Raw genomic sequence first — 25,423 nt, forward strand, 5'->3', positions numbered from 1 at the left:
TTGTATACTAGCGACAATTCAGCTCGTTAAATTTTAATTCATTAAATTGAATCATATTAGGAAGCACCTCTGTAATGTCTCTTGTCTTTAATTCATTTACTTTTCCAAACTCTACTTCTATTAAAAATCGCATTGTTAAAGCCGCGATGGAAGAAAATATGTCTGATGAAAACTTATTACCTAGTGATGAGTTAATTAATTTGTATGGTATGTGGGCTAAAGGTGGCAGTGGGTTATTAATTACCGGCAATGTCATGGTAGACAAAGAAGCAATGACGGGACCCGGTGGCGTTGTATTAGACAAAGACAGTGAATTAACTCGATTCAAGTTATGGGCTGATACGGCAAAACAAAATAAAACCAAAGTCTGGATGCAAATTAGTCATCCAGGACGCCAGGTTTATAAAAAAATGGGGGGTAAAGTTTACTCTCCATCAGACATTGCTTTAAATATGGGTAAGTTATCAGATATGTTTGGTCACCCAACTGCGATGACTGAAGCACAAATAAGCGATGTGATCAGTCGTTTTACTGATACCGCAAAGCAAGCTGAGTTGGCTGGTTTTGATGGTGTTGAAGTACACGCAGCCCACGGTTATTTGTTGGCTCAGTTCTTATCACCATTAGTTAATCAGCGTGATGATCAGTGGGGTGGTTCGTTAGACAATCGCTCTCGTTTATTGTTAGAAGTTATTAAAGCCATTAAATCTAACGTATCAGAGTCATTTTCTATATCGGTTAAGTTAAATTCAGCTGACTTCCAACGTGGCGGGTTTGATGAAGAAGACGCCTTGGCCGTCGTTAAGTCTTTAGAAGCGTTAAATATAGACATGATTGAGCTGTCTGGCGGAAGTTATGAAGCGCCAGCTATGCAAGGTGTGACGGCTGACGGGCGAACTTTAGCCAGAGAAGCTTACTTTTTATCTTTTGCTGCTTCAATTGCTAAAAACACTTCGATTCCGATTATGACAACCGGTGGAATTTATAAATTTGGTACGGCAAAAACCGTATTAGCTCAAGGCGTTGATTTAGTCGGAATTGCAACGGCATTAGCGTTACAGCCAGACTTACCAAATGGATGGCTGCTAGGTAAAAATGCTGAGATTGCTATCCCTAAAGTAAATTGGAAAAATAAAACGTTCAGAAGTTTAGCCATTATGGCATTAGTAAAACGTAACTTACGACGAGTTGGAGCGGGTAAAAAAGCCAGTGCAAAATTATCACCTTTGTTTACGTTAATACTTGACCAAATCAGAACGGCAAAACTGGTTAAACGTTATCAAAAGTTAATGAGCCAGTAATTTGTTTCATGATATAAATGGGCCGTTAATAATAAGTTGAGAGTTTCAATGTCTGATGTTTCAAAAGAAATAAGCCGATGTGCTTGGTGCAACAACGACCCGATATATATTGCATATCATGATAATGTTTGGGGGAAACCTGAATTTGACTCTCAACAGTTATTTGAAAAATTATGTTTAGATGGACAGCAAGCAGGATTAAGCTGGATAACTATTTTAAAAAAGTTGCAAGGTTATCGAGACGCTTTTGCTAATTTTGACGCTATGTTAATCAGTCAATATGATGCCGATAAAGTTGAAGAATTAATGTTGAATCCCAACATAATACGTAATCGTCTCAAAGTGAATTCGATTATAAAAAATGCCAAAGCATATTTAGCCTACGAAGAGCAAAATGGTGTTGGTAGTTTTAGTTCATTTTTATGGGAATTTGTTGGTGGCAAACCTATTGTTAATCAGTGGCAAGATAAGTCTCAAGTACCAACAGAAACCGAACAATCCATACTAATGTCCAAAACGTTAAAAAAACTAGGCTTTAATTTTGTTGGCCCAACAATCTGTTATGCCTTTATGCAAGCTGTTGGAATGGTGAATGATCATTTAACAAGCTGTATCTCATACCACGGCGCTAATAAGCCAAAGTAAGCAATAGATAAGTGAATATTGAATTGAGTGACTCTATATCAAAGTGTTTTTCTGAAAACGGTGCATTAGCACAAGCAATTCCAGGTTTTAAAGCCAGACAAGCACAATTGGACATGGCTACGGCTGTGCGTGGGGCAATTAAAGATAAAGCTCAATTGGTTGTTGAAGCTGGCACAGGAACAGGGAAAACCTTTGCTTATTTAGCACCGGCCTTGCTTGCGGGTAAAAAGGTGATTGTTTCTACCGGAACTAAAGCGCTGCAAGAACAGTTGTTTCATCGAGATTTACCTTTAGTTAAAAAAGCCTTAAGACCTATGATGAAAACGGCTTTGTTAAAAGGTCGTAGTAACTATCTTTGTATCAACCGTTTAGAAGTTAACGGTGAACATCCTCCGTATGATGATCCTAGTTTCCTTAGCGATATTTCTAATGTACGCAAATGGTCATCGGAAACCAGTGACGGTGATATTGGTGAGTTAACGTCAATTGAAGAAAATAGTCGAGTTCTGCCTTTTGTAACGAGTACAGTTGATAATTGTTTAAGTAAAGACTGCCCAAACATTGCAGACTGCCACGTGATGAATGCAAGAAAAAAAGCATTGGAAGCCGATTTGATTGTAGTGAACCATCATTTATTTTTTGCTGACTTGGCGTTAAAAGACACGGGCTTTGGTGAGCTAATTCCAGATACCGATGTGATTATTTTCGACGAAGCACATCAAATTCCAGATATCGCTTCTGAGTACTTTGGCGAGCATTTCTCCTCTCGTCAGGTGTTCGAGTTATGTAAAGATATTCAAGCCGAATACCAAGCTCAATTGCGTGATATGCCGCAGTTAAATAAAGCGGCAATGACATTAGAAAAAAATATTTTAGATATGCGTTTGGTTTTCGCTGAAGATCCTGAACGTGGGAATTGGCGAGACAAATCAAAATCTGATGACATAGTTAATGCGATTCAATATGTATTAAAAGCATTTAACTTTTTATACGACGTGACAAAATTAGCGATTTCTCGTACCGAAACTATAGATAATTGTTTTGAACGTTTAGTGCAGCTAAAAGGTAAGTTTGAAAAAGTAAATCAAACCCAAGAAAATGGTTACAGTTATTGGTTCGACACCACGAAACGTCACTTCACATTACACATAACGCCTCTATCTATTGCCGATAAGTTTGGTGCGATCGTTGATGAATCAAATTCATCTTGGATCTTTACGTCAGCGACTGTATCTGTGGATGATAACTTTGATCATTACACTTCTTTATTAGGTATTCCAGACGCTAGAACTCAAATGCTAGGTAGCCCGTTTGATTATCAAAACCAAGCTATGTTTTGTGTACCTAGATACTTTCCTGAACCAAATGACAAAGCCGCAGTAAGAGCATTCTCTGAGCTTGCTTTAGAATTAGTGGAAGCCAGTAGAGGCCGTGCATTCTTATTGTTTACCAGCCATAGAGTGATGACACTTGTGGCTAAAATGATTGAAGACGAAATTAAATATCCCGTTCTAGTACAAGGCACAACAAGTAAACGTTTATTATTGGAACAATTTACCAAATTGAAACATGCCGTCTTGTTAGGCACAGGATCATTTTGGGAAGGCGTTGATGTACGTGGAGATATGTTGTCATTAGTGATGATAGATAAACTGCCTTTTGCTTCGCCAGATGAGCCTCTATTACAAGCTAGAATAGAAGATTGTAAATTGAAAGGGTTAGAGCCGTTTCAAAATGTACAAATTCCCCAAGCGGTTATATCGCTAAAGCAAGGCGTTGGTCGTTTAATCCGAGATGTCACCGATAAAGGTGTGCTGGTTATTTGTGACCCAAGGCTGGTTACTCGCCAATATGGTGAAGTATTTATGCGTAGCTTACCGAATATGAAACGTACCCGAGATTTAGATACAGTAAAAACATTTTTAAAAGGTTTATAACATGAAGATACTAGCCGTTGATGCAGCAACTGAAGCATGCTCAGTTGCGTTATATAATGATGGGGAAATTAGTTCGATATTTGAAATTTGTCCACAACAGCATTCACAAAAGTTATTGCCTTTTATTGAAAAGATATTATCTGACTCTGGGATCAAATTAGATCAGCTAGATGGCATTGCATATGGGCAAGGGCCGGGCAGTTTTACGGGCGTTAGAATTGGCGTTTCCGTAACGCAAGGTTTAGCATTTGGTGCTGACTTGCCTGTCGTTGGAGTGTCCAATTTAGCCATCATGGCGCAACAAGCGATAGAGCAGCATGATGCTGAGTCTATTGTGGCTGCAATTGATGCTCGTATGTCAGAAATCTATTTAGGTTGTTATAAAAATGTTAATGGGTTTGCGCAATTAATTAACAACGAAATTGCTATTAAACCTGAATTATTACGAAAAGAAGACTTTGACCTTAATAACAGTGTTAGTGTTGGAACCGGATGGACGAGTTATAATCAACTATTAACATCGAGTTTTGATGTTAAGGTAACGGACATAGAACTGCCGAATGCCAAGTATATGTTACCGCTAGCACTCGATGCGTTTAATAAAGGCTTGAGTGTAACTGCTGAGTTTGCGCAACCTAATTACGTGCGTGATGAAGTGAGTTGGAAAAAATTACCGGGACGTTAACTGAACTTTAGTTACATTTGTCTGTCACATATAAATGGTTAACTACAGAATGTATGTTGTATAAAGGTTCAAGCATTATATAATCAAGGCAGATTTATAAACCTTAGTAATCAGTTTATTTATAGAAAGAGAGTTAAATGGCATTAAGAGATCCTGACAAAACAAGAACCAATATTATGGAAGTGGCCGCGGCTATTTTCCATCAAAAAGGGTTTAAAGGCACCAGTTTGTCGGATATTTTGAGTGAAGCTCAAATCTCTAAAGGTGCTTTGTATCATCACTTTTCTAATAAACAAGAACTGCTTTATGCTGTTTTTGATGAAGTTTACCAGGCCAAATTTTTAGAACGTTGGATTAACATTACAACGGCACAAAACCCGATTGATGAAATAATAAATATAGTCGATGCCTTATCTTTAGAAGGCTCCGACGAAGAGATGTGTTGTGGCTGTCCAGTGCATAATATTTCTTCAGAACTTGCCTCAGTCGATGAAAATATACGTCACAGAGTTGATGGCCTTTTTTGTCAAATTCAGAAAATAATTAGTCAGGGTATTGATAAAGCCAAGTTAAACGGTGATGTCGGCTCATCAGTAGATAGTAAACAAATTTCGTTATTTTTTATGTGTATTATGAGTGGCATTCCGCAAATGGTTAAAAGCTGCCAAGATAGAGAAGTTTATACTCAACTAACGTCAGCGTTATCGGACTATGTTAAACAGTTGAAAAATAAGTAATATCCCATTGGATATTCAACTAAAAATAATTCTTAAGGATTCACAATGAAAAAAATCTTACTCGCTAGTTTAGCCTTAGTTTTATCAGGTTGTGCATCATATCCTGATAACGTATCTGTTGCCGATGGAACTGAATTAACCAGTTTCGAAGAGGTATCTAAATCAGACTCGGCTCTTATCGGTAAAACGGTTCGCTGGAGCGGCATAATCGCTAAAGTTTCGAATGAAAAGAAAGTCACTAAATTCGATGTACTTTATTATCCGGCAAGTACAAATGGTCGTCCAAAAACCAGTGACCAACCTCTAGGGCGTTTTCGTGTTGTTATGGAAGGTTTTATCGACCCAGCTATCTATAAACAAGGCAAAGCTATTACGGCTTTAGGACAATTGAAAGCGTCTGAAACTGCAAAGATTGGTGAGTATGAATATGAATACCCAACGTTAATAAGTAAAAACATTCATTTATGGGGGCCATTGCAAAAAGCTCCACAAGTACAATTTAATTACGGTTGGCATGGCGTTCAACCAAATTGGTATTGGCGAGGCGGCGTTAGACACGTCTATATTATTGGACAAGGGAAAACTAAAAGCCCTGCAGCTCAAGCAAAACCTAAGTTATCTCACGATTAATTCTGTTGATGAAGGTGAGTTGTATATTAGTTAAATGTAGTTAAGTGGAAAATTGAAACAATGAAATCAATATTGATTGTACTATTATTTGGCATTAACGTATTCGTTAGCCCAGCCTCTGCTGATGAACTGACTGAAATATTATCATCATCACATAGAAGTGATGAGAACAAATCTCGTGACCAGGCAAGACACCCAAAAGAGACAATAGATTTTTTTGGTACTAAACCAACTGATCATGTTTTAGAAATGTGGCCTGGTGATGGTTGGTACAGTGAAATATTAGCACCTTATGTAAAAGATAAAGGCCATTTCTCAGCGGTAACATTTGCCACAGGTAATCTAAATTCTAGCAATAAAAGAGATGCGTTTTGGAGTAAGAATGCATTGATATACCAAGAGAAAATGTCAGATAAGAGTCTATATGGAAATGTTGATTTTTTTGAATTTGAACCGCCTAAATCGTTTGATTTAACAGGGATTAAACCTGTTGATGTTGTTTACGTAATTAGAAATTTACATGTTTGGGATGAATATGGTGCTTTAAACGATGCTATCCAAGCGATATATGCGGTATTAAAGCCGGGTGGCGTGTTAGCGATTGTACAACACAGAGGCGATTCGATATCACAAAACGCATCATCTGCCGCCGAAGGTTACTTAGGTGAACGTTATGTCATTGAAGCTATAGAGAATAATGGTTTTAAATTAGCTTCAAGCAGTGACGTTAACTTAAATGAAAACGACACTAAAGATTACCCTAAAGGGGTCTATGCACTGCCTCCTGTATTAGCTATGGGTGGGACAGATAGAGATAAGTATGTCGCTATTGGTGAAAGTGATCGTATGACATTAAAGTTTATAAAAACGGTTAATTAACTTGTTCAAAGAACAAAGTATCCCGCTATCAAGCGGTGTAATCGCAGCATTAGAAAATACACATCAAGCTAATCAAACGCCTATCTTAGCTATCCATGGTTGGTTAGATAATGCTGCAAGTTTCATCCCTCTTATGAGCGAATTGCCTGAGTTCAATTGGACCGCCATAGACCTTCCTGGTCATGGTAATAGTTATCATAGACCTGAGCATTGCCATTATCATTTTATTGACTGGATCTCTGATTTAATCAGTATCATAAAAGTTAAATATAATAATGAGCCTGTGGTTATTGTAGGCCATTCACTTGGTGGCATGTTGGCGACGGTTTTAGCTGGGGTATACCCAGAATTAGTGAAAAAATTAATAGTGATAGATGCGGTAGGTCTAGTGACGCAAAGTGAAGATGCTACCGATATTAGAAAAGCATTAGATAGTCGAGTTGAGCAAGCAAAAAAACAAAAAACAAAACATATCTCACTGAAAGCCGCAGTGAAAGCAAGAACCTATGCCGGTGATATAAAACCTAGCTCAGCAGAATTATTAGTGAAACGAAATATTAGTGAGAGTGAAACTGGTTTTCAATGGAAAACCGATCAACGACTGAGAACAAGTTCCCCAGTTCGCTTAAGTGAACAACAATCAATTTCAATTATCCAACATATTAAAGCGCCGACTTTGTTATGCGTAGCAAAAAATGGTTATGAAATGGTTAAAGTTGGCTATAAAAAATACAAAACCTACTATCCTAATTTAATCAAAAAAGACGTTTCAGGCTCGCATCATTGTCATATGGATGAGCCAATTGATACCGCAATTGAAATAAAACGCTTTATTGGTCATTAAAAATACAATATAAGTGAAAAATATTTGTCTGATCCGATCAGTTGAAGTAAGGTAACTGGCTGAAAATTAATTCGTTAGGAGATTGTTTTGGAAAAAACGTGGTTAAATAATTATCCAAGTGGTGTACCAGCAGATATAAATCCTGAGCATTATCATTCTTTGTTAGATATTTATCAGCAAAGTATCGTTAAATTTGCCGATAAGCCAGCTTATATCAACATGGGAAAAAGTATAACTTTTACCGAGCTAGATGAATATGCTGATGACTTTGCTGCGTATCTTCAGAACAACCTAGGTATAAAAAAGGGCGACGCTGTTGCCGTTATGATGCCTAATTTACTACAATATCCTGTTGCTTTGTTAGGTATTCACAGAGCGGGTGCTGTCGTAGTAAATGTTAACCCGTTATATACTCCTCGCGAACTAGAACACCAGTTGATCGATAGTAATGCTAAAGCAATTGTTATCGTTAGCAACTTTGCTGATACGTTAGAAGAAGTATTAGATAAAACCCCAATTGAACACGTGATCTTAACTAAAATGGGTGACATGTTAGGTGCTAAAGGTCATGTCGTTGACTTTGTTGTTAAATATGTGAAGAAAATGGTTCCATCATTTTCATTACCAACAGCAATTGCATTTAAGCAAGTCTTAAAACAAGGCAGAAGCCTAACCTTGAAACCAGTTGAAGTAACTGGTGAAGACCTTGCATTTTTACAATATACCGGTGGTACAACAGGCGTTTCAAAAGGAGCGATGTTAACCCACAGAAATATGGTTGCTAACTTAGAACAAGTTTCTGCATTGTTAGGCCCATGTTTGGATGAAGGTGAAGACACAATAGTAACCGCGTTACCTCTGTACCATATCTTCGCTTTAACCGCTAATTGCCTACTGTTTTTAAAATTCGGTGGAACTAACCTATTGATCACTAACCCAAGAGATATGCCTGGGTTCGTTAAAGAATTAGGTAAATATAAGTTCACGGCAATCAGTGGCGTTAATACCTTATTTAATGGTTTATTAAACACTCCTGGATTTTCTGAACTAGACTTCACTTCAGTGAAGTTAAGCATTGGCGGCGGAATGGCTGTACAACGTGCGGTAGCTGAGCGCTGGTTAGCGACAACTAAATGCGATTTGCTAGAAGGTTACGGTTTAACAGAATGTGCACCAGTGGTTTCTTTTGTTCCTTATACTATTGGTAAGTACACTGGCAGTATTGGTGTACCTGCACCGTCTACAGATATACGTTTAGTGTCTGATGAAGGTGAAGACGTAGCTGCTGGCGAAGCCGGTGAGTTGTGGGTAAAAGGCCCTCAAGTGATGAAAGGCTATTTAGGCCGTCCAGAAGACACTGCTGATGTTATGCATGGCGAGTGGTTTGCAACGGGCGACATCGCTAAGCTAGACGAACAAGGTTTGTTATATATTGTCGATCGTAAGAAAGACATGATCTTAGTTTCTGGTTTTAACGTATATCCAAATGAAATCGAAGACGAGGCAGCTACTCATGAAGGCATTTTAGAATGTGCTGCGATTGGTGTACCAAATGATGCTTCAGGTGAAATGGTTAAATTGTTTGTTGTTAAAAAAGACCAATCACTTACTGAGCAAGATGTAATTGCCTATTGTCGTGAAAGATTAACGGGATATAAAGTACCTAAAGTGATAGAATTCCGAGACGATTTGCCAAAATCAAACGTTGGCAAAATATTACGCCGAATGCTAAAAGATTGATAACTCAGTAAACTCTGAGTTCAATTTTTATATAAAGCTGGCTTATGCCAGCTTTTTTGTACCCAGATGGAAATAGTGTGAACAAGTTGAATAGTGAATATTTGTATATAGAGAAACAAGAACAGTTAAATACATACTGTCAGTTAGCTAAACAAGCAGACGTATTAGCTTTGGACACCGAGTTTGTTCGTACTAGAACATTACGCTCTCATTTAGGGCTAATTCAAGTTTTTGATGGCAGAGAAGTTGCGTTAATCGACCCATTATGTGGTTTAGATTTAGAACCTTTCTGGCAATTATTATCCGATCCCTCAATCGTAAAAGTTTTGCATTCCTGCCACGAAGATTTAGAAGTTTTTAAATATTACGCTAATCGTTTGCCTATGCCGTTATTTGACTCGCAAATTGCAGGACAATTCCTTTTTCAAGGAAAAGTACTTGGCTTTGGTGCCATGGTATCTCAAGAGCTAGGTATTGATTTAGATAAAGGTGAAGCCAGAACTAATTGGCTGAAGCGTCCGTTATCGGATAGTCAAATGCATTACGCTATGAACGACGTAAAGTATTTGTTGCCTCTGTATCATAAGTTAAATGAACAGCTACAAGATGCAGGGTTACAGCAATATAATTTAGATGAAGCTAAACTAAAAGTAACGCAAAAAAGTGTGGATAAAAATACAGATCGTTTATATCTAGACTTTGGTAATGCGTGGCAGTTAAGTTCAAGAGAATTAGCCGTTTTACAAGAACTTGCTACATGGCGTTTATCGGTTGCTCAAGAGAAAGATTCGGCGCTTGGTTTTGTCGTCAAAGACGCGACTTTATTTTCAATAGCTCAACGCAGACCTACCGACTTAAATAGCTTACGAAGTATTCCAGATATTAATCCACACGAAGTTCGCATTCATGGTAAAGCGCTTCTTGAGCATGTCGCCAAAGGTAAACAAATCCCTGATGATTTATGTCCAGTTAAAGTCCCACGCTTAACCGACTATCCAACGTATAAACAAAGCTTTAAGGCATTGAAGCAGGCCGCCACAGTACGTTCAGTAGAGTTAGGCGTTCCAATGGAATTACTGGCGACTAAAAAGCAGTTAAATCAATGGATAAAATGGGTATGGAAAGTAGCGTATGCTGAACCGTCAGACTTTGAGTTGTCGTGGCGTTACGAGTTACTTGAACCTGTTTTGCTAAAATGGAATGATGAGTTTTCATTAGAAACTAATTAACTAATAAATATAGGCTGAGTTAATGCAACTTTGTACAATTTATAAATGCTCAAAAAAAGCAGATGCTTTTTTGTTTATCGAAAAAACAGATGATTTTTCCAAAGTCCCTGACGCTTTAAAAAAGATGATAGGTACTCCAAAGTTATTTATGACGTTAGATTTAGATGGTAGAAAAAAGCTAGGAGTGGCAAACTTAGCAAAAGTAAAAAGTGAATTGGTCGATAAAGGATTTTATTTCCAATTACCACCACCTGAAAAAAACTTATTAGATCAACACAAAGAATTGAACGGATCTTCACAATAGTAGTCATAGAGTGAATCTTATACATTATAAAAATAGAGATTAATTATGAAAATAAAATTTTGGTTAGCTGGTTTATTCCTTTCTGTATCAGCTACAACTGCAACAAACAGCTTTGCTGCTGAAGTCAGTTTTGAACAATATGTAGAAAATTTAAAAAAAGAAGCCATTGCAAAAGGCTTTGAATCTGAATTTGTAAACGATCACTTAAAGGGATTAACTTACCTAAATAGAATCGTGGCCGCTGATAAGAATCAGCCTGAGTTTAAAGAAACGTTAGATACTTATCTGCCTAAACGTGTGCCTGAGTGGAAAGTAAAAAAAGCGCGTGATGCGTATAAAGAAAATTTACCGTTATTAACTCGTATTAGTAAAGAGTTTGGCGTGCAGCCGCGCTTTATTGTGTCGTTATGGGCGTTGGAAACAAACTTTGGGCGCATTCAAGGTAAGCATCCAATTATCGACTCTTTGGTTACCTTAAGTTATGACGGACGCAGAGAAGCATTCTTCAAAAATCAGCTTTGGGCATCATTAACTATTTTAAAAGAAGGCCATATTAGCCAAGAGAAATTTTTAGGTTCTTGGGCTGGCGCTATGGGCCAATGTCAATTTATCCCAACTTCATTTATTGCGTATGCGGCAGATGGTGATGGCGATGGTAAAAAAGATATCTGGAATAATAAAGCCGACGTATTTGCATCAATTGCTAATTATTTAAAATCTGAAGGTTGGTCTAATCGCCAAACGTGGGGACGCCAAGTTAAATTACCTGTTGGATTTGATAAATCTTTGATCATGTCAAAAGGCAGCAAAGGTCGTAGACAATGGTTAAATAATTGGAACGATGCAGAGAAGTCATTAGCTGATTGGAGCAAGTTAGGCGTCACCAGAATGAACGGCGCTGTATTACCAAAAGTAAGCCTTAACGCTGTATTAATCACGCCTGATGATGCGAAAGGTCGAATCTACTTAGCTTATGATAACTATAAATCATTAATGCACTGGAATCGTTCATATTACTTTGTAACGTCTGTTGGCTCACTTGCTGACAGAATTGGTTACCCAAAAATAAAGTAGACTAAATCAGCTCGGATACTTGTTATGCAACAGATTTACTCTCATCAAGATATAAACGGTCAATTTCTACCTTTCCCTGCGGGGAAGGTAGTTTGTATTGGCCAGAATTACGCCGACCATATTGCTGAACTTAACAGTGTTAAACGTCCAGAAGCTCTATTTTTTATAAAGCCTAACAGTGCCTTATGTCCAGTCCAATCTAGTTTTGAAATTCCTAAAAACTCAGGCGCTTGCCATAATGAGTTGGAATTAGCTGTGTTGATCGCTAAACCTTTAAAAAAGGTAACAGAAGATCAAGTTGAAGAGGCTATTTGGGGTTATGGATTAGCGTTGGATTTAACGTTAAGAGATATGCAGTCTGAGTTAAAACAACAAGGTCGTCCTTGGGAATTAGCTAAAGGATTTGATGGGGCTTGTCCAATCTCACCATTTATCAACAAATCTGAAATAGAACATCCGCAAAATATCAATTTACGCTTAGCTGTGAATCAACAAATTCGCCAAGATGGTAATAGCGTAGACATGATACGACCAATAAATACCTTGATTGCTCAAATGAGTCAGCATTTTACTTTAATGCCTGGTGACGTGATCCTGACAGGAACGCCTGCTGGTGTTGGCCCATTAAAATGTGGCGATAAATTAGAACTTTCTTTGTCATCAGCAAAATCAAATTGGCAATTTAATAGCACAGTTCGTTAGTCTTAATTTTTGTATAGAAAGAGAAAAAATGGAACCGTTTTGGAAAACCAAATCATTGCAACAAATGTCTCGCCCAGAATGGGAGTCGTTATGTGATGGATGTGCCAAATGTTGTTTACATAAGCTGATAGACGATGATGAACAAGAAGACATGGTTGTTACCACAGAAATGGCCGACACTGAGCAACTGCATTTTACCTCTGTTGCTTGTCAGTATCTGAATGATAAAAAATGTGAATGTTCCGTTTACCTAGAACGTACAAAATTAGTCCCAAGCTGCGTGCAATTAACTCAAGATAATCTTGACCAAGTATTTTATATGCCGAGCAGTTGTAGCTATCGCCGTTTACAAGAAGGGCGTGGATTACCAAGTTGGCATCCGCTATTAAATAAAGGCAAAAAGTCTAAAATGCACCAAGCTGGCATGTCGGTTAGGGGCAAAGTCGTTTTCGATAATATGATTGCAGAAGAGCTTTACGAAGACTTTATTGTCGTTTGGCCATTAAATGATCTTGATTAGATGATTTTTATTAACAATGATGGTTTAAACCGCAGGATTACGCAGACGTTGTGTTATGCGTAAAACCGATAAAAAAATCGATAATCAAATTAGACAGATACTCACAGAATTATGTGAAGATTATTTTGAGAGTGTCTCCGGCTTTAAATGGTTAACTCATCTTGTTGATTATTCTAATTTTCCAAGCAGTTTAAAAGTGATTTGTATTTTTGAGCAGCAAAGTGATATTGACCAATTTTTATCTTTTCCAACAACCGCCAACATAAACCAAATTCAGCTGTTATCTGTTTTAAATAAGAAGTTGACGGACGTGGCAATAAAAATAAAAAAACTCGATAAGTTAATGCAGTTCGACAACGAAATGAGCTGTTTAACTGAGCATAATGGTAATTGGGCAAATCGCTTAAAAACTAGTTATTAACCAGACGTTTGTTGTAAAACGTCAGCCATAAATATGAGGCAAGATGTCTAAATTTATTCTAATTATATTACTGATGAACCTTATTGTTGGTTGTACTAATACCGACTGGCGCACTGCTAGTAGAGAGTCATCTGGTTTAGCTCCTAACCCTATAATAGAGAAACAAGCTGTTATTGAATTCTATGGGGCTGATGCGTTTAGTTGGCGCGGATGGTTTGCTGTTCATACTTGGGTAGCAATAAAACCAAAGGATGCGTCTGAATATACGGTTTATGAAGTAACTGGCTGGAGAGTAAAAAGAGGCTTGCCAGCATTACGTGAATATAAAACGGCAACCCCAGATACATATTGGTATGGTGCAAAACCAGAAAAAATATTATCGATAACGGGTGACAAGGCAAGCGAGTTAATCCCGCAAATTGTTGCAGCGGTACAGCGTTACCCTTGGGCCAATGAGTACACATTATTTCCAGGGCCTAATAGCAATACATTTCCAACTTGGCTTGGATTACAAGTTCCAGAGTTAGAACTTAATATGCCATTTAGAGCTATTGGTAGCGGTTTTGCCGATTGATGACTAAGGTTATTCACCTTATGTCATTAAAATAGAAAGAATAATCCACAACTCGATATAGACATATATGAGTTATTAGCACTTATTACCTAAGTAATTTTATGCTATTAATAGGTATCTACAGGTAGGAGAGAATATGAAACCTTTTTTGTTGGTTGTAATTATTGCAACTAGTTTGTTAGCTGGATGTGCAACCAAACCGAATATATCAGGTAATAGCGAACCTCATGTTGTAAATAGAGTCGTTATTACAGAACCACTTGCTATTGATTATAAGAGTGAACTTGCGATTGCAAAGTTAACCCAGATAATCAATCACGTTAAATTAGACCAAGATAAATTAGCTCAAATCTTATATGACCGAGGCGTAATTTATGACAGCTTAGGTTTACGTTCTTTAGCGCAATTAGATTTTCGCAGAACGCTAGAGCTTAAGCCTGATCATGCAGATGCTTATAATTTTATTGGTATTCACATGACTTTGATTGGTCAATACACTCAAGCATCTGAAGCATTTGACTCTGCATTAGAAATTGAACCGGATCATAATTACGCACATTTAAACCGCGGTATTGCATCGTATTATTTCGGGCGTAACGGTTTAGCTATTGATGACTTAGAGCTGTTTTTCATTAATGATCAAGCCGACCCATATCGTGCTATTTGGTTATATTTAGCAGAATACAAAAACAACCCAGAAGAAGCGAAATTACGTTTGGCTGGCAATGCCATTATGTTAGATAAGTCCAAATGGGCAAATCAAATAGTTGCGTTATATTTGGGTAAACTCGATGAGCAAGACTTCATTGATAATATGGGTAAAAACGTACAAGATAGCCGCCAGTTAGTTGATAGGTTATGTGAAGGGTATTTTTACCTAGCCAAGCTTAAGTTGATCAACAATGAAGTTGAAGCGGCTAAAAATTACTTTAGACTTGTTTTATCTACTAATGTGCATGAATTTGTAGAGCATAAATATGCACGTTTAGAATTGAATGAATTGTACCGAGAAGATAAACAAAAGTATTTAGAGATGTTATCTACTAAACCATAATGGCCGCCCTCATATTTTTTGGTCGATTAGGGGCTGTTTATCTTTCATTTTACGCAACGTTGAGTGGAAAATGATTCCCAATCAAGGCGTAAACATCGAGGTTTAATGGGTTAAATAAGTATGTTTATAACAAAGAGTGGGGATTATTTAACCTCAACCCGAAGGGCTGGGTCTATTTGTCATCCCAACTTCGTTCTTGTTACTTTAGCCAGACACTTAAATAGAACCACTATTTGCGAGTCTTCTGCCTCGCTGGATGCAACAAATAGCCGCCAGCGTTGCAAAAAATGAAAGATAAACAGCCCCTAATATTTAGTTTATTATTTTTGCTGTTGGCACAAGCCGACAGCATTATTTTTTCTAAATCATTAGTCGACTATTATTTTAAACAATCACAACATTATGTTTATCCCGCCGCACTTCTTGGCAACAATGAAGCAAATTACCAAATATACTTAGCAACCCAAGATCAATCATGGCTAAAAAAAGCAGCCAGATTAAATCATGTTAAATCAGTGTTTCAGTGGTATTTAATTCAAAAAGAAAATCAGCATATAAGTCAAACTGTCTGGTTACAACAAGCCATTAATTTAAAACATCCACAAGCCACATTAATTAAACTACAGAACTTAACAACGAACGAACATTGGCATAAAGCCAGTGAGTTTGAGCATTCACATAATGAAATATTAACTAATCTACAAGGAAAGTTAGGTGAACAATACTCCCAGATAAAGTCGCTTTTAGCCGCTGTGGTAGAAAGTAACAAGTCAGTTCATATCTCACCTTCCATTACTCCCCCTAATGCCGTAAATAATGTTTTATTCAATCAGCCACCGTCATTATTAAAGTGCGCTATTAGTATTCAAGCTGTGGTTAGTACAACGTCATTATTAGCCAATGCTAAACGGTTTAGTCAGGCTTTTACAGACTCAAAATTGAATGGTTTGTCGATATGCTTTTTGCCTCCGAAGGTAATGTTAGCCTTACCAGCGATTTGCAAACAAGACCAACACAGCAGAATTGAATGTTCACTTGATAAACTAGCCCAGAGTTTATTGGAAAATACCCAAGTGGACCCACGTAGTTACAATCATTTAATGGTGATAGTGGAAAAAGGCGATGCTAATACTCGTGGTGGTTTGATGTACTTGGACAAGGACGATACCGACCAAGTTTTTATTCATGAATTAGCGCATTGGTTAGGCTATACCGACGAATACCAAATTAAAGCCAAACAACAGCAACAGTTATGCGTAGTTAACTCTGCCAAATGGATAAGCAGTAATCTCTTTGTAGCGTCAAATAAGACAAGCCAGGAACACGCTGAATATCTCGCAGGGCGAAAATTATACAAAGCAAATACCTGTAAAAATACCGAATTTACTGCTTATAAATTATTTCCAGATTTAAGTTTCATGGAATATTTAGACTTACCTTTGTCACAACAATACGCAGATCATATTACCGACAATCAGGATTATAAAAAGATAACGCCAGTGGCAATGAATTTTTGGAGCTATTATTTAGCTAAGAAAAACCGGGCATCAATAAATAGCACTGATAAACAATATTATAATGATAAGTATCTAGCTTGGATAAAAGTGGCAGCGGAGCAAAATTCCCCTCCAGCGATGACATTACTCGCCCAGAGTTACCTTGAATTACAGGAGCACAGTGCGGCATTTTCGTTGTTATACGATGCGGCACAACTTAATAATGCAAACGCACAATTATTACTTGGTCATGGCTATATTGAAGGGCGCTGGTTACCACAAAATACAGTTAAGTCAGCCTATTGGTATAAACAAGCAGCTGATCAGAATGACCCTTATGGTCTTTACTTTTTAGCTAAGTGTCATGAAATGGGCTGGGGCTGTGAACTCTCGTTTGAAAAAGCGATTGGGTATTATAAACAAGCTAAGTCATTAGGTAATGAACTAGCAGCAAAGCGTCTAGAAAGATTGTCACCTAGTTTATAACTGACAACCACTCCGTGATTAACCTTTGGTGATCAATGGCTTTAGCATGCCCTCTAAGCCGTTTAATTTAATCTCATATAATAACGCTAATTGTTGCCCCAACTTGCCTTGTGGAAACCCTTTCTGATGAAACCAAACTAAATATGGTTCAGGTAGTTCAATTAATTTACGACCTGCATATTTGCCAAACGGCATAGTTGTGTTAATCGCTTCTTTGATAACTTGAGGGTCAAACATTTAATAGCTTCGCTTTGATTTTTACAGTCCAAATTATAGCTATTAATTATATTAATATCTGGCATTTGGAGTGCTTCGCTTCTCAATACTAAAATTAGTATGTGGAATTGATGGGTTAATTAATGCTGTCGGTATGATTGATAAACTATCAACAAAAAGCAACGATTATTAACACAAAGGTGTTCTAATTTATCAGTTCTTTGTATGGGAGTGTTAATAGGTTGTGGCTAGAATGAATAGGTTATGAATAGAATGTTGAGCAAGGGGGTAAGGTGTGAATCTCAAAGTGTGCTGAGAATATTATTCTTTAGAAGTAGCCGGGAGCTATAATCAGCCCCCGCTTCATATTACTTATCAAAATAGTGTCCTTATTATGCTTGTGTAACCTGCACCGTTTTAAACTGAATGTTATCTGCTTGCTGGTGAATAAGCTTTAATAAGTTATCTTCAACAATTGAAGTGTTGTTAACTTGAGCGGCTTCCATTAAATCTTGTAATGCACCATCAAAGTCTTGGATTTTTGTCTTGTAAATGGCTCTGTTGTTTAACGCAAAGGCGACAAACTTGGTAGCCGTGTTATCCAATTCAACAAAGGTTTTAGATAAGGTTATGGCTTGATCACAGGCTTTATTAGCTAGTGCAAACTGACTTGAGTTAGCGTAAGCAACACACAAGTTCATTTGCATTGCGAGCTGTTCATTGGCTTCCATTGCCTTAGTGTCTGTAACAATACTGTCAATTCCTTTTTCATAATTACCTTTGCGGATATCGGATGCTCCATTAGTTCCTTGTACTACAGCCATTTTAAAAGTAGCTGGTGCTTCTGCAAATGCACTTGATGCAAATAAAGAAGCTAGTGTTAATGTAAGTAGTTTTTTCATGACTTTCTCCTAGAGTTTGGGGTAACGAATGTTTTCGTTACGTTCAATGTAGAGAAAGGAGCCGAGACTGACAAAGGAGATAAATCAACGTAATAGTGAAATAAAATTCACGTATGGTTTAAGCAAATATTTAGGCAAAAAAAAGAACTGGTTTTTATAGGGTTAAGTATAAAAAAGCAGTTCTGTTGTTATAACTTTTAGGAAAAAGTGTTACATACTAAATTCTGACAATAACCATTGTACAAAAATGTCTAAGTCTTCACGAGATGCATGCCAGTCGTGTTGAATTAAATAATACTTATCACGAGTTTTTAGCTGTTGATCAAATAATGGATATATCACGCCTTCATCAAACCAGTTTTGGCTTAAAGGTAATGGTATTAACGCAACCCCAATTCCCTGTTGAGCCGCTCTGGCTACGGAGAACATACTGTCCACTTGTACTATACGTTTAGGCGAAAACTCTTCAATGTCATTTTCTTCGGCCCATTGGTGCCAAGCCCAAGGACGAGATTGATGAACAATTAAAGGTGCCTGATTTAATGCATCTTTACCAAAAGGCTTAAGTTTTTTAAACAAATCAGGGCTACATGCTGGCATGTAACTGATAGGGAATAGCTCATACACGATTGCATCTGCAGGCTTAGTGCTAGCCAATACGATAGATAGGTTTGTTTCTTTTGAAGCTTGGGTTCTATTTTTTACCGTTTCTAATTGCAGGTTAATGTTTGGGTGTTTATCCGACCATTCATTAAGTCTAGGTACAAAGACTTCACTCGAGAAGAATTCAGGTAGCGTAATACTAATGGTAGAAAGCGAACCTGAGTTAGTAAATTCAGTAATGGTGGTTTCTAATTGCTCAATAATAGGGGCAACTTTTTTATAGAATAATTTACCATCTTCCGTTAATTCTATCGCCCGAGTTTGTCGTAAGAATAATTGCTTATCTATTTGCTGCTCTAATAATCTGATCTGATGACTAATTGCAGAAGGGGTTAGGTATAGTTGTGCTGCTGCATGTTTGAAGCTTAAGCACTTCGCCGCAACACAAAAAGACCTTAAGCCTCGAATTGGCGTTTGAACAGCCATATAACACCCATTGTTATAAATATTAAAAGTATAGATTAATTAGCAATGCTTAAGCCAACTTTCAACTACCTGATATTAAAGGGATTATATATTTTAAGGATTTTTATTGCACCAATTTGGTGTGAAGTGTTCAAAAAATAAAACAAAGGCACCTAAATAGGGTGCTCAAAAATACTGATTTATGGTGTTTTAGTTGTTGTTCAAACTTATAAGTTAATGATCACTCTATTTGTACATATAAAAATATAAGACACCAATGAAGAAACGTAGGGACTAGCTTATATGAAAGGGATGCAGAGGTGATTAATGAATTTTAGACAAAAAAAAGGGCATCCAAATTGGATGCCCAAAAGACTTTAAGTATTTAACATCCACAACAAGATATTAAATAAAATCAATCAACAGGGTTGATTCGAGCTTGAGGAGCAACGAACTGGGATTAGAGTAAAGTATCTAAAAACCAGAGACAAACGATTGCAATTCACTCGATGAGTGAATTTTTCTCACTCATAAATGTAGCAGTAAAACGATAATCAACAAGTCATTAATAAAAATCAGATGTTAGTAAAAACAAATAAATCGCAATTTAATATTTTAAATATGTATTTTGGAATACAAGTCTAGTTAAAATTTATTGCTAAAAAATCAGATGAAAAGTGGTAAGTGAAGTGGTCAATAATAAGTAAAAAAAAGGGCATCCAAATTGGATGCCCAAAAATACTACTATATATAATATCCACAACAAGATATTAAATAAAATCAATCAACAGGGTAGTTCGAGCTTGAGGAGCAACGAACTGGGATTAGAATAAAGTACTTATATATCAGTAGCAAACGATAGGAATTCACTCAATAAGTTAATTTTATTCACTCATTGATTATGATCTTTTTTTAGAGTGTTAACTATACATACCAATAATAATATTAGCTGATTATGTTATTTAATAGGTGGAAGTAATACCTAGGGCGAATGTTAAATTTTAGGCGAAAAAAAAGGGCATCCAAATTGGATGCCCAAAAGACTTTAAGTATTTAACGTCCACAACAAGACACTAAATAAAATCAATCAACAGGGTTAATTCGAGCTTGAGGAGCAACGAATTGAGATTAGAGTAAAGTATCTAATCCTAAGTAACAAATGATAGGAATTCACTCAATAGGTGAATTAAATTAACCTATAAGGGGTGCATAATAATGGGGCATGAGTAACGAGTGTAAAATTAACACAAAAAAAAAGGCGCATTAATTAAATGCACCTCTATTCTTTTGAGCTACGAGCTACGAGCTACGAGCTACGAGCTACGAGTTATTCGTCAATGCTACGTAATAACGCGTTAACGCCAACTTTTGCACGAGTTTGTGCATCAACTTTTTTAACGATAATTGCAGCATAAAGAGAATGCGTACCATCTTTTGACGGTAATGAACCAGGAACAACAACCGCGCCTGCAGGTATACGACCATAGGTTATCTCACCAGTTTCACGGTCAAAAATACGTGTAGATTGGCTGATGTAAACACCCATAGAAAGCACAGCACCTTCTTCAACAATCACGCCTTCAACGACTTCAGAGCGAGCACCAATGAAACAGTTGTCTTCGATAATCGTTGGATTAGCTTGTAAAGGCTCTAAAACGCCACCTATACCAACACCGCCAGATAAATGTACATTCTTACCTATTTGCGCACACGAGCCTACAGTCGCCCATGTATCAACCATAGTGCCGTCGTCTACATAAGCACCAATGTTTGTGTAAGAAGGCATTAAAACAACATTCTTACCGATATAAGACCCTTTACGTGCAGCTGCAGGAGGAACAACACGCATGCCGCCTTGTTTGAAATCAGCTTCAGTATAAGACGCGAATTTATTGTCTACTTTGTCATAGAACTTAGTTTCGCCGCCGTCCATAACTTCATTGTCACGAATACGGAATGATAATAAAACGGCTTTTTTCAACCATTGGTGAACAACCCATTCGCCAGCAATTTTTTCAGCAACACGTGCTTTACCGCTATCAAGTAATTCTAATGCCTGTTCCACAGAAGATTTTACTTCAGCAGTCACTGTCGCTGGTGTAATCGCATCGCGGTTTTCAAATGCTTGTTCAATAGTCTCTTGTAGAGACGTTAGGTTTTGTAACTCAGTCATGACTTTCCTAAATTTATTTAATTGTTTTAATCTAATTCTAATTCTAGTTTTAATGCTTCAACTAATGAGGCTTTTTGCTCATCATTTAGTTTGGTTCTTTCTATTGTCGATACTCTGAAAATATCTTCGGCTTTTTCACCTATGGTCGATATCTTGGCAGAATACAACATGATATTGTTTTGTTTAAATACTTTTGAGATCTTAGCTAAAACTCCTGGTGTATCCAACGCGGTTAATTCCATCATGTTACTGTATTTATTTGAATCTTCTTTAAAGTTAACCGTAACAGGAATTTTAAACTGCTTAATTTGCCTAGGAATACGTTTTGAGAATGTTGAGCTGCATTTGCCAGTTAAGATCACGTTTTCAACTAGTACTCTTATGTCTTCTCTGCGTTCTGCGGTTGAAATCAAAGAGCCATCTTGTTCCAAAATGATAAACGTATCAATAACGTAACCATCTTTGGTATTCAGTATATGGGCATCAACTACGTTAGCATTTTTAGTATCAAAGGTTGTTACTATATCGGCAAATAACCCCGGTTGGTCTTTTGCATAGACAAAGACTTGTGTACCACCACGTACGGCGGTTTCACTAATTAATACCAAAGGTCGTTTAGAGCGATTAGAGTGAGCTAATAACTTCTCAGTGTGCCATTCAATATGTTTTGGAGCATGGCGTGCAAAGTACAAGGTTCTTATTTGCTTCCATATTTTTTGAACGTGGTCAGCGTAATGACCGTTCTTTTCTAATAATACCAAAGCCTGTTCTTTATTGGCTTTTGCTGTTTCTCGCATGTCTTTAGCATTTTCTAAGCCTTGACGTAATGCGCGTTGCGTTACAAGGTAAAGATCAGCTAACAAGGTGCTTTTCCAGTCATTCCAAAGGTTTGTATTGGTTGCTCTAACATCAGCTACTGTTAAGCAATACAATAAGTCGAGGCGGTTTTCATCTTTTACAATTTTTGCAAATTTAGCAATAACATCGGGATTGTATATATCACTTTTTTGAGCGGTTACAGACATTAATAAATGATTATCAACTAGCCAACTGATGATCTTAGTGTCAGATTTAGGAAGCTTGTGTAATTCACCAAAACTGGTTGCGTCTATCGCGCCTAATTTAGAGTGATCACCACCGCGTCCTTTACCAATATCGTGGAATATCCCTGCCATATAAAGTAATTCTGGTTTGTCTAAACGTTTCATAATACCGCTACAAAGCGGAAACTCAGATTTGTATTCTGGAATTGTGAATCTATGCAGATTTTGGATCAATCTATGAGTATGTTCATCCACGGTATACGCGTGGAATAAATCAAACTGCATTTGCCCAACGATATGTCGCCAATTAGGCATGTAATAAGCCAAAACACTGTGACGTAGCATGAGTGTAAATGCTTTTCCCATTGAATTAGGGTGGCGGAAAAATTCAAGCAAGGCTTCTCGGCAATACGCCAAATCTTGCAAGTCACCCATTAAACGACGACGCACTTGGCGCAATAACCTGATGGTGGAAGAATGTAACTTTTCAATTTCGTCGTGTTCAGCAATATGTGTGAACATCTTAATCATATTCGCGCGGTTAAAAAATACATCGTCGTGTTTAGCTAACAAAGAACGTCCATGAATTGCAAAGTCATTATCAATGTCCGTCACTTCTCGTGTAATACCGAGTATGGCGGAGTTAAAAACTTGTAATAACATAGTATTTAGCTCAACAACACGTCTAGCAACACGGAAAAAACGTTTCATCATACGTTCTACCGCGGCTTTACCATCATCACCAAATCCCATCATTTCAGCGACTTCTGGCTGATAGTCAAATAACAAACGGTTTTCACTACGTTTTGCAACTACATGCAGGGCAAATCGCATTTGCCATAAATAATCTTGGCACTCTTCCATTTCTTGATATTCATCTTGCTGCAAATAGCCATGTTTCACTAACTCGGCCACACTTTGGGTATCAAAATGTTTTTTTGCAACCCAAGAAATAGTTTGTAAGTCACGTAAACAACCTGGGTTAGCTTTTAAATTTGGCTCCAAATTGTAAGAGGTGGAATGGTATCTATTGTGCCTTTGTACTTGCTCTTCACGTTTAGCTAAATAAAATTCTTTGGAGGTTATAAACTTTGAATTGGTTAGCTCATCACATAAAACTTTAAAAATGTCGTTGTTGCCAGCAAGAGGGCGTCGTTCCATTAAGTTTGTCGCAATAGTAATATCATCCTTTGCGATACTTAGTGTTTCTTTTATGGTGCGAACAGAGTGGCCAACATCAAATTTTAAATCCCACAACGTGGTAATGAATAAGCTAATTTTTTCAGTCGAACTGGATGAAATTGATTTTTTTGAAAGTAACAATAAATCAACGTCCGACTGAGGATGTAATTCCTTTCGTCCGTAACCACCAACCGCAACCAAACTTAGATTGTTATCTTCATCTAAGCCTGTATAAGTCCAAACATTTCGTAAGATAAAATCAACAAACTCAGCACGAGCTTTAACCAAATAACGGACAGGGATGGAATTGAAGTTTTGTTCACTCCAATCTGAAAACTGCTTGATACGTTCTTTGTATTCCACCAAATTAAATGGTTTTGGTAGTGGTGTTAACATAGGTGCTGGTATTTCAAATATCATCTTTTTCTCTTTGTTAAACAATAGATAGTTTCGATTGATGTTTTACTTTTTTGACACTGTGGTTAGTGGTTTATAGACTCACTTCTAATGTGATATCACTCTTGGGAAGTCTTCATCATTACGTAAAGTAAGTACTTCTACCCCGTTTTCAGTAACTAACAGAGTATGCTCCCACTGAGCCGATAATTTTCTGTCTTTAGTCACGGCAGTCCATTGATCTTTTAATACTTTTAAACGGTAAGTTCCCGCATTGATCATAGGCTCGATAGTAAAACACATACCGGCTTTTAATTCTTCACCAGTCCCCGCTTTTCCGTAATGAACAATTTGCGGTTCTTCATGGAAACCTTCGCCAATACCATGGCCACAAAAGTCACGAACAACAGAGTAAGATGCGGCTTCTGCATGTTTTTGTATTACTTCACCAATGTCACCTAAACGACAACCTGGTTTTACAATTTCAATGGCTTTATAAAGACACTCTTGTGTCACTTTAGCTAAACGTTTAGCTTGGATATTTGGTTCTCCAACAAAAAACATTTTTGACGTATCGCCATGAACACCATCTTTGATAACGGTAACATCAATATTCACTGAGTCGCCATTTTTTAACGGTTTATCATCTGGAATGCCATGACAAATCACATGGTTAACTGATGTACAAACTGACTTTGGAAATGGCGGGTAGCCATAATTTAATGGTGCGGGAATGCAACCTTGAACATCAACAATATAATTATGACAAAGGGTATTTAATTCATCGGTAGTTACACCGACTTTCACATGCTCACCAATCATCTCTAATACTTGTGCGGCCAACTTTCCGGCAATGCGCATTTTTTCAATGAGTTCTGGTGTCTTAATAATTGCTGACATAAATATTCTCTCGGTTACGACACAACTTTAAAGGAAAAAGCCTAAAATGTTAAAAAATGAACGATTTTATTGGCAATTAGTTGTGTTTGCTAAGCCTCTTATGGTATAAAGCGCGCCTTATTTTTACAAAGGTTTTTTAAGTATTTACTTAAATCATTTTTAAAAAAGTAAGTAAGCTAAGTTATTAGCGTAATAAATAGCACATTAATTTAAATTAAATAACACACATATATCGACACATTCCCCGGGGTGCTGAAGCGTTGCAAAACGCCAAAGTCGGATAGG

24 protein-coding genes are annotated in these 25,423 nt (G+C 37.2%); 18 read left to right on the forward strand and 6 right to left on the reverse strand.

All coding sequences use genetic code 11. The annotated features are described in order from the left end of the window. Window positions 1-74 precede the first annotated feature (74 nt). From BTO11_RS08105 to BTO11_RS08190, 18 genes are all read left to right on the forward strand, one after another. A complete protein-coding gene (locus BTO11_RS08105; RefSeq protein ID WP_105052132.1) occupies window positions 75-1,301 on the forward strand; it encodes an NADH:flavin oxidoreductase/NADH oxidase family protein in 1,227 nt (408 codons plus the stop codon). Window positions 1,302-1,349: 48 nt separating this feature from the next. Further along, window positions 1,350-1,946 (forward strand): DNA-3-methyladenine glycosylase I, encoded by a 597-nt coding sequence (locus BTO11_RS08110; protein ID WP_105052133.1) that lies wholly within the window; start codon window positions 1,350-1,352, stop codon window positions 1,944-1,946. An 11-nt stretch (window positions 1,947-1,957) separates the two neighbouring features. Next, window positions 1,958-3,883, forward strand: coding sequence for a DNA repair helicase YoaA (yoaA, locus tag BTO11_RS08115; protein WP_229793318.1), 1,926 nt, complete (start codon window positions 1,958-1,960; stop codon window positions 3,881-3,883). A gap of 1 nt (window position 3,884) precedes the next feature. Next, on the forward strand, window positions 3,885-4,568 hold the full coding sequence (gene tsaB, locus BTO11_RS08120) for a tRNA (adenosine(37)-N6)-threonylcarbamoyltransferase complex dimerization subunit type 1 TsaB (RefSeq protein ID WP_105052134.1): 684 nt from the start codon (window positions 3,885-3,887) through the stop codon (window positions 4,566-4,568). Window positions 4,569-4,705: 137 nt separating this feature from the next. Next, window positions 4,706-5,305: a TetR/AcrR family transcriptional regulator gene (locus BTO11_RS08125; protein ID WP_105052135.1), complete on the forward strand. Its 600-nt coding sequence runs from the start codon at window positions 4,706-4,708 to the stop codon at window positions 5,303-5,305. A gap of 45 nt (window positions 5,306-5,350) precedes the next feature. Further along, complete coding sequence (locus BTO11_RS08130; protein WP_105052136.1) at window positions 5,351-5,935, forward strand: Slp family lipoprotein; 585 nt, start codon at window positions 5,351-5,353, stop codon at window positions 5,933-5,935. Window positions 5,936-5,995: 60 nt separating this feature from the next. Beyond that, window positions 5,996-6,814, forward strand: coding sequence for a class I SAM-dependent methyltransferase (locus tag BTO11_RS08135; RefSeq protein WP_105052137.1), 819 nt, complete (start codon window positions 5,996-5,998; stop codon window positions 6,812-6,814). 1 nt (window position 6,815) lies between these two features. After that, the gene (locus BTO11_RS08140; protein WP_181135870.1) at window positions 6,816-7,658 is read left to right on the forward strand and encodes an alpha/beta fold hydrolase; all 843 of its coding nucleotides are present in this window, start codon (window positions 6,816-6,818) and stop codon (window positions 7,656-7,658) included. A gap of 87 nt (window positions 7,659-7,745) precedes the next feature. Further along, complete coding sequence (fadD, locus tag BTO11_RS08145; RefSeq protein WP_105052139.1) at window positions 7,746-9,398, forward strand: long-chain-fatty-acid--CoA ligase FadD; 1,653 nt, start codon at window positions 7,746-7,748, stop codon at window positions 9,396-9,398. Window positions 9,399-9,475: 77 nt separating this feature from the next. Further along, window positions 9,476-10,627 (forward strand): ribonuclease D, encoded by a 1,152-nt coding sequence (rnd, locus tag BTO11_RS08150; RefSeq protein WP_181135871.1) that lies wholly within the window; start codon window positions 9,476-9,478, stop codon window positions 10,625-10,627. Between the two features lie 22 nt (window positions 10,628-10,649). Beyond that, window positions 10,650-10,931: a YcgL domain-containing protein gene (locus BTO11_RS08155; protein WP_105052141.1), complete on the forward strand. Its 282-nt coding sequence runs from the start codon at window positions 10,650-10,652 to the stop codon at window positions 10,929-10,931. A gap of 45 nt (window positions 10,932-10,976) precedes the next feature. Next, window positions 10,977-12,005: a lytic murein transglycosylase gene (locus BTO11_RS08160; RefSeq protein WP_105052142.1), complete on the forward strand. Its 1,029-nt coding sequence runs from the start codon at window positions 10,977-10,979 to the stop codon at window positions 12,003-12,005. Window positions 12,006-12,029: 24 nt separating this feature from the next. Further along, entirely contained in the window at window positions 12,030-12,707 is a 678-nt protein-coding gene (locus BTO11_RS08165; protein WP_219846462.1) for a fumarylacetoacetate hydrolase family protein, read from the forward strand. A gap of 28 nt (window positions 12,708-12,735) precedes the next feature. Then, window positions 12,736-13,227: a YcgN family cysteine cluster protein gene (locus tag BTO11_RS08170; protein WP_105052143.1), complete on the forward strand. Its 492-nt coding sequence runs from the start codon at window positions 12,736-12,738 to the stop codon at window positions 13,225-13,227. A 55-nt stretch (window positions 13,228-13,282) separates the two neighbouring features. Continuing rightward, window positions 13,283-13,648 (forward strand): Fis family transcriptional regulator, encoded by a 366-nt coding sequence (locus tag BTO11_RS08175; RefSeq protein WP_105052144.1) that lies wholly within the window; start codon window positions 13,283-13,285, stop codon window positions 13,646-13,648. 43 nt (window positions 13,649-13,691) lie between these two features. Continuing rightward, window positions 13,692-14,222, forward strand: coding sequence for a DUF3750 domain-containing protein (locus BTO11_RS08180; protein ID WP_105052145.1), 531 nt, complete (start codon window positions 13,692-13,694; stop codon window positions 14,220-14,222). Between the two features lie 136 nt (window positions 14,223-14,358). Next, entirely contained in the window at window positions 14,359-15,276 is a 918-nt protein-coding gene (gene nlpI, locus BTO11_RS08185; protein ID WP_105052146.1) for a lipoprotein NlpI, read from the forward strand. 287 nt (window positions 15,277-15,563) lie between these two features. Beyond that, a complete protein-coding gene (locus BTO11_RS08190; protein ID WP_105052147.1) occupies window positions 15,564-17,258 on the forward strand; it encodes a tetratricopeptide repeat protein in 1,695 nt (564 codons plus the stop codon). 18 nt (window positions 17,259-17,276) lie between these two features. Here the strand turns inward: BTO11_RS08190 and BTO11_RS08195 are convergent, their stop codons facing one another. From BTO11_RS08195 to map, 6 genes are all read right to left on the reverse strand, one after another. Beyond that, a complete protein-coding gene (locus BTO11_RS08195) occupies window positions 17,277-17,495 on the reverse strand; it encodes a DUF3820 family protein (RefSeq protein ID WP_105052148.1) in 219 nt (72 codons plus the stop codon). 371 nt (window positions 17,496-17,866) lie between these two features. Then, window positions 17,867-18,376: a tetratricopeptide repeat protein gene (locus BTO11_RS08200; RefSeq protein ID WP_105052149.1), complete on the reverse strand. Its 510-nt coding sequence runs from the start codon at window positions 18,374-18,376 to the stop codon at window positions 17,867-17,869. A gap of 210 nt (window positions 18,377-18,586) precedes the next feature. Continuing rightward, on the reverse strand, window positions 18,587-19,465 hold the full coding sequence (locus BTO11_RS08205; RefSeq protein WP_105052150.1) for a LysR substrate-binding domain-containing protein: 879 nt from the start codon (window positions 19,463-19,465) through the stop codon (window positions 18,587-18,589). Window positions 19,466-20,771: 1,306 nt separating this feature from the next. Then, on the reverse strand, window positions 20,772-21,617 hold the full coding sequence (dapD, locus tag BTO11_RS08210) for a 2,3,4,5-tetrahydropyridine-2,6-dicarboxylate N-succinyltransferase (RefSeq protein ID WP_105052151.1): 846 nt from the start codon (window positions 21,615-21,617) through the stop codon (window positions 20,772-20,774). 26 nt (window positions 21,618-21,643) lie between these two features. Further along, window positions 21,644-24,262, reverse strand: a complete 2,619-nt coding sequence (glnD, locus tag BTO11_RS08215; protein ID WP_105052152.1) for a [protein-PII] uridylyltransferase — start codon at window positions 24,260-24,262, stop codon at window positions 21,644-21,646. An 84-nt stretch (window positions 24,263-24,346) separates the two neighbouring features. Further along, entirely contained in the window at window positions 24,347-25,138 is a 792-nt protein-coding gene (gene map, locus BTO11_RS08220) for a type I methionyl aminopeptidase (protein WP_105052153.1), read from the reverse strand. Window positions 25,139-25,423: the final 285 nt, after the last annotated feature.

The sequence above is a fragment of the Psychrosphaera saromensis genome, from assembly GCF_002954545.1.
In the GTDB taxonomy this organism is placed as follows: Bacteria; Pseudomonadota; Gammaproteobacteria; order Enterobacterales; family Alteromonadaceae; genus Psychrosphaera; species Psychrosphaera saromensis.